Below are 13064 nucleotides of genomic sequence, written 5' to 3'. Positions count from 1 at the left end.
CTCGGCGGAGAGCTCTCCCTCCAGCAACGCCTTGACTCCACCCAGCCAGAAGGTCCGCCCGAAGATGCTGGCGGCCCGCAGCACGCGCCGCAGCTCGGGCTCCAGCCGCTGGAGCCGGGACTGGAGGATCGCCAGCACCGTGCCGGGTGTCTCCTCTCCACGTCCCTCGGCGACTCCGCGGATCAGCTCCTCCAGGAACAGGGCATTGCCAGCGGCCTGCTCCACCAGGCGCGACACGAGGGCCTCCGGCACTTGCCGCCCCAGCACCTCGTGTGCGAGCTGGGTGCTGGCCCGCTGGCTCAGCCCCCGCAGCGGCACCTCCTGAAGACTCTGCGCCCACAGCCCCGGGAACAGCTCCTTCACCTCCGGCCGCGCCAGGGCCAGCACCAGGAGGGGCGTGTCGCTCAGCTCGTGCAGCACCTCATCCACCAGCCTGACGGTGGGCGCATCACTCCAGTGCAGATCCTCCAGGACCAGCAGCATGGGCCCCTGCGAGGACTCCGCCCGGAGGAACGCGACCATGGCCCGCGCCACCTGCAGGCTCATCAGCCGCGGATCCTCGCGCGCGGCGTGCAGCTTGGGGCTGTCTTCGGAGGGAAAGGGTACTCCGCACAGCTCACCCAGGAACTCCACGGTGTCCTTCATCTGCTCGGGCAGGAGGTACCGGGAGAGCCGCTGGCTGAGCTTCTCGCGACGGACCTCCAGCGGCTCCCGATCCACCACGCCACAGAGCTGACGCACCGCCTGTCCCAGCAGCCCGTAGGCGGAGCCGGCGTTCATCGGGTCTCCGCGCCCGAACAGGGTGAGCGTCTTCTGGCCGCGATGCTCCAGGCGGCGAAGGAACTCCGAGCGCAGGCGGGACTTGCCGGTGCCCGCCGGCGCGGTGACGAGCAGCGCGCGGGCGGTGGAGTCCTCCATGCAGGTGGCGAAGGCCAGCTCCAGCAAGGACAGCTCCTGCTCTCGTCCCACGCAGCGAGTAGGCCGGCCCAGCAGCGGGCGGGACTCGTCCACGCTGAGGTGCTCGCCGCGCAGGACGAACTTGCCAGAGTCTGTCTTGTCGAGCTGGAAGCGTGGGCCCAGCAGCCCCGCGGTCGTCTCATCCAGGATCACCGGAGCGTCGGCGAGCTCAGCGCCTCCCTCGAGGTGACGCAGGAGCTCTCCCGCCCTGTCCACCACCTCGCCCACCGGCATCGGTGCGCTCCGCAGGCTCAGGCCCGTGGTGAGCGCGACGAGGCTCTCCGGCCAGCGCTCCTTGACGGACAAGGCGCAGTGAGCGGCCAGGGCGGCCTGGTCCGTGGCCGTGCCGTGCTCCAGCAGGAAGGTGGCCAGCAGCGAGCCGTCCACCAGCAGGGTCGCCCGCGCCCGGTGGGCCCGCAGCTCCTTCTTGAGGGAGGACAACAGATCATGGAGGCGGACCGCCTCGTCCGGATTCAGCGTGCGCGCCTCACCGGAGTACACAGTGGGAGTGGCGAGCACCACGCTGACCAGGTGCTGCTCGGTGCTTGGCAGGCGGGGAGGCACGGCGGCGGTGCCTCGTCCCTCGGGCGCCGGCAGCTCTGGCAGCACGTCCAGCTCCGCCAGCATCCGCTGCAGCTGCTGGCCGTCCGCGAGCCGCTGCTCCGGATCCTTGGCCAGCATCCGGTCCACCAGCGCCTGGAGCGAAGCAGGCAGCTCGGCGCGAAGGGTGCGGAGCGGTGGCGGATCGGTGAAGAGGATCTTGGCCAGCACCGCCGCGATGTGGGCGGCGCGGAAGGGAGCCTGCCCGGAGAGACACTCGTAGAGCACACAGCCCAGGGAGAAGATGTCGGCGCTGGGAGAGATGTCCTGCTTGCTGGAGGCCTGCTCGGGGGCCATATACCCGGGAGTGCCCAGCACCATGGCGCTGCCGGTGAACGCGCTGGACGCCTCGGAGATGCGCGCCAGCCCGAAGTCCACCAGCACCACATCCACCGCGCGCCCTCTGCGCAGGAAGAGGTTGGAGGGCTTGATGTCCCGGTGGACGATGCCGCGCGCGTGGGTGACGGCGAGCACCTCGGAGACGCGGCGCAGCAACAGCAGGGTGTCCGAGAGCCCGAGGGGTTGGCGCGCCAGCCGTCGCGACAGATCCTCACCCTCCAGCCACTCCATGGCGAGGAACGGCTGGCGCTCATCGGTCAGGCCATGGGCGACGTACGAGACGATCCCAGGGTGGTGGAGCTGCGCGAGGAGCTCCGCCTCACGGGCGAAGCGGCGAGCCGACTCGGACTCGGCGATCGTGTGCAGCAGCTTGAGCGCGACCAGGTGGCCGCTCACGGAATCTCGCGCCTGGTAGACGAGGCCCGCCCCTCCCTGGCCTGCCAGGCGTTGGAGCGTAAACCTGCCTGCGATGATGGTTCCGGGTGCAAGCGTGTCGCGCGGGGGAAAGGCATGAACCATTGCGCGGAGTAGGCTAGCGGAAGGGCCGAGAGCACGCGAGAGCCCGAGCCGAGGCATGGCTGCTTTGAGATGCCGACGGGGTGTCCAAAGGATCAGGTGGCTGTCTGCTAACGTGGCACCATGCCGGATCGGGGTGATGAAGAGCCGGGCCTCGAGCCTACGTTGATCCCGGAGAAGCCCGCCTTCGGGCAAGAGGAGCTCGCCACGATGCCCGGGGCTGCGCCGGCCCCGGTGCCGGCACCCGCTCTCGTGCCAGGATCCAGAGAGGGGTTCCCCGTCTCGAACTGGGAGCGCTACGAGTTTGTCGAGCTGCTTGGGCGCGGAGGGATGGGAGAGGTCTACAAGGCGCGGGATCGACGCCTGGGCCGCATCGTCGCGCTCAAGTTCATCCGCGGCTCCGATCCCGATCTGGTCATGCGGTTCCTGCAGGAGGCTCGGGCGCAGGCCCGCATCGATCATCCGAACATCTGCAAGGTGTACGAGGTCGGCGAGGTCCAGGGGAAGGCCTACATCGCCATGCAGTTCGTGGAGGGCCAGCGGCTGGAGCATGCGGCCACCCGCATGTCCCAGCCGGAGAAGGTGAGGGTGCTGCAGGAGGTGGCCGCGGCGATCCACGAGGCGCACAAGCAGGGCGTCATCCACCGGGACATCAAGCCCACCAACATCGTGGTTGAGCGTGGCGAGAACGGGCGCTACTTCCCCGTCGTCATGGACTTTGGTCTGGCGTACGACGTCAGCCACGGCCACGGGCTCACGCTGTCGGGCGCGCTGCTGGGCACGCCCTCGTACATGGCGCCGGAGCAGGCCCGCGGGGATCTGAGCAGCATCGATCGGCGCTCGGATGTCTACAGCCTGGGCGCCACGCTGTACGAGCTGCTGGTGGGAGTGGCGCCCTTCACGGATGCCACGCTCGTGGGCACCCTGGAGAAGGTGCTCTACCAGGAGCCACCGTCGCTGCACTCACGCGTGCCCCAGATCGACCGCAACCTGGAGATCATCGTCCTCAAGTGTTTGAGCAAGGAGCCTCACCAGCGCTACCCCTCGGCGCGCGCGCTGTCCGAGGATCTGGCGCGCTTCCTGGATGGCGAGCCGATCATCGGGCAGCGCCCATCCCTGCCGTACCGGCTGAGGAGGATCGCCCGCAAGCACCGGGCCTTGGTCGCCGTCTCGGCGGCGTCCATGGCGATCATCCTCGTGCTGGCCACCTTTGGTGTGCGGTCGTGGCTCCAGGCGAGGTGGGCGCAGCAACACTCCGAGGAGCGGGCCCGGCTGGCCGAGCAGCTCGGCCAGGAGGTCAAGGAGATCGAGTGGTTCCTGAGGCTGTCCTACGCGCTGCCGCTGCATGACACCGGGCGCGAGCAGCAACTGGTGCGCGAGCGGATGAAGCGGATGGCCGATCGGCGGACGGGGCTGGGCGCCTCGGGTGAAGGGCTCATCTCCTATGCCTTGGGCCGCGGCCACCTGGCGCTGCACGAGTTCGACAAGGCACACGAGCACCTGCTTCGTGCTCGGCAGCGGGGGCTCAACTCACCGGAGTTGCACTACGCGCTGGGCCGGGTGCTCGGGGAGCTGTACCACCAGACGATGGAGGAGGCCCGGCGCAGCGGCGAGAAGGACTGGCTGGCCGCGCGCCAGAAGGAACTCGAGCAGCAGTACCTCGAGCCGGCGCTTCAGTCGCTCGAGCGCAGCCAGGGCGTCGAGCTGGAGTCCCCCCGCTACCTGGAAGGGCTCATCGCCTTCTACCGTCGGCAGCACGACGAGGCGGCGCGGTCCGCGGCGCAGGCCTCCTCGGAGGCTCCCTGGCTGCACGAGGCCTGGAAGCTCGCCGGGGACGTGGCGCGGGTCCGCGCGGTGGAGCAGCTCGAGCGCAGCTACGACGCGGCGAACGCCGGTCTCCAGGAGGCGGCGCGGCTCTACGGACAAGCCATCGCGCTGGGGGGCAGTGCCGCGGTGAACTACGAGGCCCTGGCGGAGGTGTGGCTGCGGCAGTCCGAGCTCGATGAGAAGCAGGGCAAGCCACAAAAGCAGGCCTTGTCGCGTGCGTTGGAAGCGAGCGAAAAGAGCATCCAGGCGGCGCCGCTGCGCTCGGTGGGCTACACCCTGAAGGCCTACGTCCTGATGCGCCGGTACGGGGCGAGTCTCGGTCAGTCCAACGTCCAGGAGGTGGGGCCCCTCCTTGAGGAATGGATCGCCACGGGCCGGCGTGCCGTGGAGCTGAACCCCCATGACGTGTCTGCCTACGACGCGCTGGGAATCGGGTACTCCAAGCGCGGGGAGCACGAGGCTCGCACGGGCCAGGATCCGAGCGGCTCGCGCAAGGAGGCCGTCGTTCAGCTCTCCCGGGGGCTCGAACTCCAGCCCAACCACCCCTGGGCGCTCAACGATCTGGGGACGGTCTACTCCGCTCAGGGCGACTACCAGCGCGAGCACGGCCAGGATCCACGCGAGGCGTACCAGGAGGCGATCCGCTGGTATGAGCAAGCGGCGCGGGCGGATCCGAAATACCTCTACGCGCTTGCGAACCAGACCAACGCCTACAACGATCTGGCGACGTATGCCTTCTCACGAGGGCTCAGCCCCGAGGAAGAGGTCCGAAAGGTACGAGAGGCCGCGGAGCGGAGCCTCTTGCTGGATCCGAACTACTACTGGGTGATGAATGAAGCTGCCAGCGCGGAGCTGACGTACGCGCGCTACCTCCTCCAGGTGGGCCAGGATCCGCGCCCCGCGATAGACCGGGTCCGCCAGTCCCTGGATCGATCCTTGGGCATCAACTCGGCGCACGGGAGGACGCACCTCTACCGAGCCATGAGCTTCTCGCTGGAGGCCCGCCATGCGCTTCAGGAGGGGCGTGATCCGAGCCCCCTGCTCGAGCAGGGGCGGCAGGCCTTGGAGCGTGCGACCGGGTATGCCCCGGGGTGCGTCGGCTGTCGGGTCGAGCGAGCGCGGCTCGAGCGCTCGGCTGCGGTATGGGAGCAGCGGCGCGGGAGATCCGGTGCAGCGCTCCTCCAGCAGGCCCTCACTGCGGCGCGGCGGGCCGTGGAGATGTACCCCTACTACGAGAGTCACCAGGAGCTGGCGCACGTCTACTGGCTGTGGGCGGAGACTGCCGCTCCGGCCCAGGCGCTCACCGCCGTGGCCGAAGGGCTGAAGCAGGGGGAGCTGGCGCTCCGGCTCGACCCGGGGCTGGCTCACGCCCATGCCATTCGAGGGGGCCTGCTCCTGGTACGAGCGCGGCGTGAGGGGGAGGCGGGGCCGCGCCGCGAGGCCCTCCTTCAGGCCCGAGCGGCGCTCGCGCGGGCCCTCGAGCTCAACCCGCTCCTGCGCCGAGAGTATGAAGCTCCCTTGCGAGAAGCGGAGGAGCAGCTCGCCCGGGAGATCCGCTAAAGCTCTACCCGTCCCGTGGCGAGCGGTGCTTCGTCACCCAGCAGAGCCTGCAGCCCGCCCGTACTGGCGGCAAGGTGAAGCGCCGCGTCGCACGGCGGTATGGGGAGGGCCCCGGGAAGGGCCGGGAGCTCGTCGGCGCTCTGCGTCGACTTGCGCCGGAACTCGGGGCTCAAGCAGACCGCGCCGTCGGGTGTCCACAGGGCTTCAACCCCGATCATGGAGACATTCATGATCCCTTTGTTGTCTTGCACAGCGACGGGGGTGCCCTGCACGGTGTAGCTGTTGCCATCACCCGACCCGATGAAATAGGCGGCGCGCTTTGCCTGCAGGCAGGCCCCATAGAGGAAGTCGGCCCTGCTCTCCTCCCCGGCGGAGGCCCCCCACGGGTGGTAGCCCCAGACCATGCAGGTGGCGATGGCGCCGGTACGGCAGCCCATGGTGACACCAGCGTGGGTGGGGACCCTCTCGATCCGGGCGTTCGTGTCGCTGACCTTCATGTCAGGGAGGAAGGCTGCTGTCCCGGTGCCATCCGCACAGTAGGACTTCCACGAGTGACTCGCGGCCGCTAAGTATTGGACCTGGTACAGCGCGATGTCGTTCTCCTTCACGGAGGGATGGAACCTCAGCGTGAACAGATGCTGCAGCTCCCACGAGAACTCGATGGTGAGATGGAGCAGGGCCTGCCCAGAGGCCTGCGGCGGGGCGGAGCCGCCGCTCAATGAGACGACGAGCCCGTCCGAATTGGCAGTGATGCCGGTCACGCTCGCGTGCGTCTCCATGCCCGCATCGGTCCACACGCCGTCGGCTTGGAGCACGGCCTCCGACGGGAGGACAGGCACCCCCGTGTCGTCGATCAGTTGCCCGATCAGATTCACCGTCCCGTTGGACTGATTGTGGAAGCGCTCCGGGCAGAAGAACTTCCGGCTGAGGACGGGGATGCAGTATCCCGCGCTCTCGGCGACGTAGATCCCCTTTCCATTGGTGGGGTTGGTGCATTCGCCCGAGGGACAGTTATCCAGGCGCCTCATGGGCGCTTCCTGGGCGGACAAGGCCTCCGCCTCAGTGAGCTCGCCGCAGCCGGCTGCCAGCGTGACGGCCACAAGGCCCATGAGGGCAGTCGCCAGCTTCCTGGGCGCATGATTGCAGAGTCCGCTGTCCGTGAATGTGTTCATGTGTATCCCTCGCTCTAGGAGTATGGCGCTCTACGTTCAGTGAAAGTGTACGACTTTCCGTTCACTGGATGTTCGCTTCAGGGATCGTGCCAGAGGAGGGGAGAGGACCTGAGGCCCTGTGGGCGGCAGCGACACGGAGCGCTCCAGGGGGTGCCCGCAGGCACAGGCACAGGCACAGCGAGCTGTGCCATGTGCCACCCCGTGCCAGCGGTGTGCCGCCGCTGCGTCGTGCTCGCGAGGCACTGGGGCAGGCCCCTAGAATGGGGGTATGGGAGAGGACCGGTCGACTCTGCGGCCGAGTGGGATCGCAAGTGGCGGGAACACCTCCGAGGGGGAGCGCGTCCCCGGGTTGCTGCGGCTGTTCTCTGGAGAGCGGGCCATGGCTCAGGCCCTGCCGCTGCGGGGGGAGGCCCTGGAGCTGGGACGGGGGGCCGTCCTGGGCGAGGTGCAGGACCCGCGAATCTCGCGCCGCCATGCCCGTGTCCAGTTCGACGGGCGGCACTTCCACGTCATCGATCTGGGCAGTCAGAACGGCACCTTCGTGGACGGTGAGCCGTTGCCCGCGGGGACGCCTCGCGAGGTGCGGCGGGTCATCCGCATGGGGGACTCGCTGTTCGTCCCCTGCGCGGACGTGAGCCCCCTGGAGAAGCAAGGCGTCGTGCTCGTGGAGGGCTTCGTGCGGGGGCCGGCGCTCCAGCAGCTGCTCGCGGAGGTGACTCGCGCAGCGAAGCTCGGGTTCTCCCTGCACATCCATGGGGAGAGCGGCGCGGGCAAGGAAGGCGTGGCGCGGACGTTCCACCAGCATGGCCCCCAGAGCGCGGGGCCCTTCGTGGCGGTCAACTGCGCGGCGATCCCCCAGGGCCTCGCCGAGCGGCTCCTCTTTGGTTCCAAGCGCGGTGCCTACTCGGGGGCCGACGACGCGGAGGGCTACCTGCAGGCGGCCCATGGCGGCACGCTGTTCCTGGACGAGGTGGTGGAGCTGGATCTGGGGGTCCAGGCCAAGCTCCTGCGGGTGCTCGAGACCCGGGAGGTGCTCCCCCTGGGAGGCTCGAAGTCGAAGAAGGTCGACATCCTGGTCTGCTCGGCGAGCAACAAGGATCTGCGCGCGCGGGTGTCCGCGGGGAAGCTGCGAGAGGACCTGTACTTCCGCATGGGCCGTCCCCAGGTGACGCTGCCCCCGCTGCGGCAGCGTCCCGAGGAGATCCCCCTGCTGCTCCAGCGAGCCGTGCAGCAGATCTCTCCCGAGCAGGGGCTGCATGTCACGCTGGTGGAGGCCTGTCTGCTGCGGCCCTGGCCGGGCAACGTCCGAGAGCTCCTGGTCGAGGCGCGCAGCGCGGCCCAGGCGGCCCTCATGCAAGGCGCGCAGCGGACCGAGGCGCGCCACCTGAGCCCCACCGCGGGCACTGCATTCGGGCCCACCATGCCTGTTGCCGAGGCAGTCTCCGAGGAGCGACGAGCGCCCCGAGAGGAGCCCGCCCGCGCAAAGTCCTTGGGGGCCGACGAGCGTGCTCGCATCGAGGAGGCCTTGCGGCAGCACGGCGGCAATGTGACGGCCACCGCGCGCGCGCTTGGGATGCACCGCACGCAGCTGCGGCGTCTGCTGGAGCGCCACGCGCTCTCAGCACCCGGAGGCGGTGAGCGCGACGAGGACTGAGGTCCGCCTGACGCTGGCACCTCCGTTGCAATGCCTCTGTGCAACCGGACACCTCGTCCGGTCTGCACGGAGGATCCGCCATGACTCTCAAACGCACCCTGTTGCTGCTGGTGCTCGCGCTCGTTCACCTGCCGCTGGTCGCCAGTGCCAACAGCTTGGACACGGACGAGTGTGGGACGCCCTATCCCTTCTGGTGGAAGTACGATGGGCCCCACCACGGCATCCTGGTGAAGGACTGGAACATCCAGCCCGAGGGCGATCGCTTCCGCATCCGGTTCGCGCTCATCAACGCGAGCGCGGAGACGGTGCAGGGGGGGATGCCCTTCACCGTCTCGCACACCGCGGTGGATCGGGCGGGGTACGGAGATCCCACGGCGCAGGTTCCGCCCGCCAACGTGCGAGCGGTGCTGGGCACGGAGGCCCTGGCGCAGGGCACGCTGCCGACGCTCCGGGTCGGTGAGAGCACCACCGTAGAAGCCTACGCCCAGAGGTTTCACGCGGATGCCAACCACATCCTCACCGTCATCTTCCATGACGGGGGACAGATTGCGCTCAGCTTCGATCCCCAGCCCCAGCCTTGGTACTGGCTGCGCATCCTCTCTCCGAGCTCGCTGCCCGGGGCGCTGGAGCTGAGCAGGGCCACGGTGGAGCCGGTGAGCTCCTCCCTGGAGGGTTACAAGGCCAATGCTGTCCGGCTCGCGCTGCGGAACGTGAGCGGGCACGTCTTGGAGGCTGGAACGCCCATCTCCCTGATCCATGGCAGCAGCGGCTCCGCGGGTGGGTACTGGGGGCCGGACGACGTCGTGGATCCCAACGATCCTGGCAACCCGTACGCCAACATCTTCCGGGAGGTTCTGTCCCAGGGAGTCCTGGCTGAGGCGCTTTACCCCGGCGCGACACTCGAGCTCGGCGGCGTGGTGCATGTGCCCGAGGGCATCACCACGCTCAAGCAGATCACGGTCGTCGTCGGCGAGTAGGGCCAGCTCCGAGGAGCCCGTGACCAGGGGGGACGGGCTCCTCCTTCCTCACCGCGCCGTCCGCTGCGGCGCGCTCGTCAACCAACAACGCAGAAGTCTCAGGAGACAACGCACATGAACTACGGACTGATCGCAGTGGGAACGCTGGTGCTGGGCATGCTGGTGGGCTGTGGCCCGGTGGACACGAACGAGGCGCTCTCGTCCGTGGAGCTCAAGGGGATCGCCGATGGAACGCAGCTCTCGCCGGAGATGATGGACGTCGTGCTCTCCCAGGCCCCGAAGCTGCCGGAAGAGCTGCTTCAAGGGGCCTCGACCTGCCAGGCGGCGAAGACGTGCGCAGGATCCGTCTCCTGCGGGAGCTGGTCGAACTGGTACAGCTGCGGCCTTACGGCTTGTAAAGCCTATGGATGTCAGTATCGCGGTTCCCAGCGAAATCTCCGGAATCGCTCTCGTGTCTGCGTCAACTCGGCAGGCACGTCCTGCACGGAGTATGAGTACTTGAACAACCAGCCTGAGATCTGTGGCTGCAACGATCTGTGAGCTTCCTGGGTGGGTAGAGCGGGCAGGAGCGAGCGTGACACCGGGGTGCGCCGGTAGCACTCCTGGGTCTTGTGAGCGCAGGGGTTGCGATGGCTCGCAAGAAGTGAGAGGGGTTGGCTCCACTCGCATCCTGGAGCCTCGCGTGAAGCCGCTGCTCACCGTCATCGCCGGTCCGACGGCCTCGGGCAAGACGGGCATCGCCGTGGAGCTCGCCCGCCGCGCCGGTGGGGAGATCGTGAACGCGGACTCGCAGCAGGTGTACCGCTCCTTCGACATTGGCACGGCCAAGCCCTCTCCCGAGGAGCTGGCGGCCGTGCCTCACCATGTCCTCTCCGTGGTGGATCCGCTCGAGCCGTTCTCGGCGGCGGAGTACCAGCGCCGGGCGGATGCGGCGATCGCGGACATCACCTCACGGGGGCGGCCGGTGTTCGCCGTGGGGGGCACGGGCCTGTACCTGCGCATCCTGCTTCACGGGGTGGTGGAGGCGCCGGGCGCGGATCCCTCTCTTCGCGCCTCGCTGGAGGCGTTGGCGGTGGCTGAGGGCCGGGAGGCCGTGCACCGCAAGCTCGCGGAGGTGGATCCGGAGACCGCCGGGAAGCTGCCTGCCCAGGATCTGGTCCGCGTCATCCGCGCCTTGGAGATCCACGCCCAGACGGGCATCCCCGCCTCGCAATGGCGTCGGGAGCACGGCTTTGCGCCGGACCGGTATCCCTTCCGGATGTTCGTGCTGGAGCCGCCTCGGGAGCAGCTCTACGCCACGATCAACGCGCGCACGGAGGCCATGTTCGCGCGGGGGCTCGTGGAGGAGACGCGGGAGCTGCTGGCGCGCGGCTACGCGGACGCGGCGCCCATGAGGAGCGTGGGGTACGTGCAGGCCCGCTCCGTCGTCGAGGGCCGGATGACCCAGGAGGAGGCCATCCAGGAAACGGCGCAAGAGACGCGCCGCTACGCCAAGCGGCAGCTCACGTGGTTCCGCAAGGAGCCCGGCGCGGTGCACGTGGCCCCTCCCTACGACGTGCTGCACAACCTGGGGAGCTGAACCTCACCCTTGTGAGGGAGCCCCGTCCTTCATGGCGGGGCAGCTTCCTCAAGCACCACTGCCTGGCCCACCACCTCCAAGCGAGCGCTGTCGCCCGGACGCAGCGGAAGCTCCGGGGCGCCGCGCACCTTCAGCTCCCGCTCTCCGCACCGTACGGTGAACTCGATCATGTGGCCCTGGAACTCGCGCGTCAGAATCTCCGCGCGCAGGCTGCCTCCCGGCGCCGCTGCCCCCGTGTCCGCCACCAGCAGGAGGGCCTCCGGTCGCAGGGACAGGAGCACCTGCCCCTGGGCGGGCCCCGAGAGGGGGACCCCGCCCAGGCGGGTCTGCGCCTCAGTGCCGGAAGCGCTGCCGGGCAGCAGGTTGGTGCCCCCGAGGAATGAGGCCACGAAGGCGTTGCGCGGAGCCTGGTAGAGGGACTCGGGGGACCCCACCTGCTCCACCTTCCCCGCGCGCATCACCGCCAGCCGGTCCGCGAAGGCCATGGCCTCGGACTGATCGTGCGTGACGAGCAGCACGGTGGTCTTCAGGGACATGAGCACCCGGCGCACCTCGAGGCGGGTGGAGGCCCGCAGCGCGGCGTCGAGGCTGGAGAAGGCCTCATCGAGCAGCAGCATCCTCGGCCCAGGTGCCAGCGCCCGAGCCAGCGCCACCCGCTGTTGCTGGCCGCCGGAGAGCTCATGCGGCATGCGCGCCTCGAAGTCCCCCAGCCCGAACAGCTCCAGCATGGCGCGGGCGCGGGGCTCCTGCTCGCGACGTGGGAGCGGCTTCAGCCCGAAGGTGACGTTGTCCAGCACGGAGAGGTGCGGGAAGAGGGCGAAGTCCTGGAACACCATGCCCACGCGGCGCTGATCCGGCGGTACGAAGGTGCCAGGGCCGGCGAGGACGCGCTCCTCCAGGGTGATGCGGCCAGTGTCCGGGCGCTCGAAGCCCGCGATGAGCCGCAGCATCGTCGTCTTGCCGCAGCCGGAGGGACCCAGCAGGGCCACGGTCTCTCCCGGCTCGAGCGCGAGGCTGAGCCCGTCCACCGCGGCGGTGCCACCAGCGGTGTAGCGGAGGGTGACCTGGTCAATCGAGAGCAGCGGCATCGCGAGGTGGGCACACTATCCCGTCATCCGGGATTCGCACGCTCCTCCTGGGAGAGCAGCAGGCCTACGCCCAGCCCGGAGACGGCCATCAACAGCAAGGCGGGGGGCGCGGCCTGGGCGAACAGTCCTTCCGCGGTGGCGCTCCAGACGCGCGTAGCGAGCGTGTCGAAGCCAATGGGCGCCAGCAGCAGCGTGGCGGGGAGCTCCTTCATGGCGGTGAGGAAGACGAGCGCCGCGCCAGCGAGCAGGCCCGGTGCCATGAGCGGCGCGGTGATGCGGGCGAGGACGAAGGCAGGGGGGTGTCCCAGCGTGGCCGCGGCCTCGGTCAGGTGCGGGGAGATCTGGAGCAGGGCTGTCCGCAGCGTGCCCACGGCTTGAGGAAGGAAGCGCACCAGGTAGGCCAGCAGGAGCATGGCCAGGGTGCCGTAGAGGAAGGGCGTGGCGTGGATGCCGAAGAAGACCAGCGAGAGCGCCAGGACGATGGGCGGCAGCGCGTAGCCCACGTAGGCGGTGCGCTCCAGCACCGTCGCGAGCAAGCCCGGGAAGCGGGCCCCGAGCACGGCCAGAGGGAGCGCCGCCACCACCGCGAGAAGCGCGCCGAGCCCCGAGGCGAGCACGGAGTTCACCGCGGGCCCGAGCACCTCGGCTCCCCCCGCCGCGAGCCCCTGCGCGGTCCAGTAGACAAGGATGCCCACGGGCAGTCCCACCCCGAATGCCACCCCCGCGCCGCACAGGGCCAAGGCTGGAAGGCGCCAGCGCCCGAGCGCCACCGGCAGCGTGACGCGGGAGGCACCC

The 13064-nt window shown here is 69.4% G+C and carries 9 protein-coding genes; 5 read left to right on the top strand and 4 right to left on the bottom strand.

Going from position 1 to position 13064, the window contains the following annotated elements; translation table 11 throughout:
• A partial coding sequence (locus VD972_RS36485; protein ID WP_324993436.1) for a serine/threonine-protein kinase occupies positions 1-2415 on the bottom strand: 2415 nt, incomplete at its 3' end.
• A gap of 120 nt (positions 2416-2535) precedes the next feature.
• On the opposite strand from VD972_RS36485, the gene VD972_RS36480 reads away from it, so the two are divergent.
• Positions 2536-5799 (top strand): protein kinase domain-containing protein, encoded by a 3264-nt coding sequence (locus VD972_RS36480; protein ID WP_324993435.1) that lies wholly within the window; start codon positions 2536-2538, stop codon positions 5797-5799.
• Here VD972_RS36480 and VD972_RS36475 read toward each other — a convergent pair.
• Positions 5796-6899 (bottom strand): ADYC domain-containing protein, encoded by a 1104-nt coding sequence (locus tag VD972_RS36475; protein WP_324993434.1) that lies wholly within the window; start codon positions 6897-6899, stop codon positions 5796-5798. The two genes, VD972_RS36480 and VD972_RS36475, sit on opposite strands and share 4 nt — an antisense overlap.
• A gap of 451 nt (positions 6900-7350) precedes the next feature.
• On the opposite strand from VD972_RS36475, the gene VD972_RS36470 reads away from it, so the two are divergent.
• The 4 genes from VD972_RS36470 (at position 7351) to miaA (ending at position 11181) form a co-directional block, all read left to right on the top strand.
• Positions 7351-8625, top strand: a complete 1275-nt coding sequence (locus VD972_RS36470; protein ID WP_324993433.1) for a sigma 54-interacting transcriptional regulator — start codon at positions 7351-7353, stop codon at positions 8623-8625.
• A gap of 80 nt (positions 8626-8705) precedes the next feature.
• Positions 8706-9602 carry a hypothetical protein gene (locus VD972_RS36465; RefSeq protein WP_324993432.1) on the top strand — a complete coding sequence of 299 codons (897 nt, stop codon included), beginning with the start codon at positions 8706-8708 and terminating at the stop codon, positions 9600-9602.
• A 114-nt stretch (positions 9603-9716) separates the two neighbouring features.
• Positions 9717-10142 carry a hypothetical protein gene (locus VD972_RS36460; protein WP_324993431.1) on the top strand — a complete coding sequence of 142 codons (426 nt, stop codon included), beginning with the start codon at positions 9717-9719 and terminating at the stop codon, positions 10140-10142.
• A gap of 142 nt (positions 10143-10284) precedes the next feature.
• A complete protein-coding gene (gene miaA / locus VD972_RS36455; protein WP_324993430.1) occupies positions 10285-11181 on the top strand; it encodes a tRNA (adenosine(37)-N6)-dimethylallyltransferase MiaA in 897 nt (298 codons plus the stop codon).
• A gap of 29 nt (positions 11182-11210) precedes the next feature.
• On the opposite strand, the gene VD972_RS36450 is transcribed toward miaA, so the two are convergent.
• Both VD972_RS36450 and VD972_RS36445 read right to left on the bottom strand, forming a co-directional pair.
• The gene (locus VD972_RS36450; protein WP_324993429.1) at positions 11211-12269 is read right to left on the bottom strand and encodes an ABC transporter ATP-binding protein; all 1059 of its coding nucleotides are present in this window, start codon (positions 12267-12269) and stop codon (positions 11211-11213) included.
• Between the two features lie 23 nt (positions 12270-12292).
• Positions 12293-13064, bottom strand: a 772-nt coding sequence (locus tag VD972_RS36445; protein ID WP_324993428.1) for an ABC transporter permease, incomplete at its 5' end; no start/stop codon positions are given.

The sequence above is a fragment of the Hyalangium sp. genome, assembly GCF_035629615.1.
GTDB lineage: Bacteria > Myxococcota > Myxococcia > Myxococcales > Myxococcaceae > Hyalangium.
Note: the sequence above shows the minus strand (reverse complement) of the source record. Positions and strands in the feature narration are given on the sequence as shown.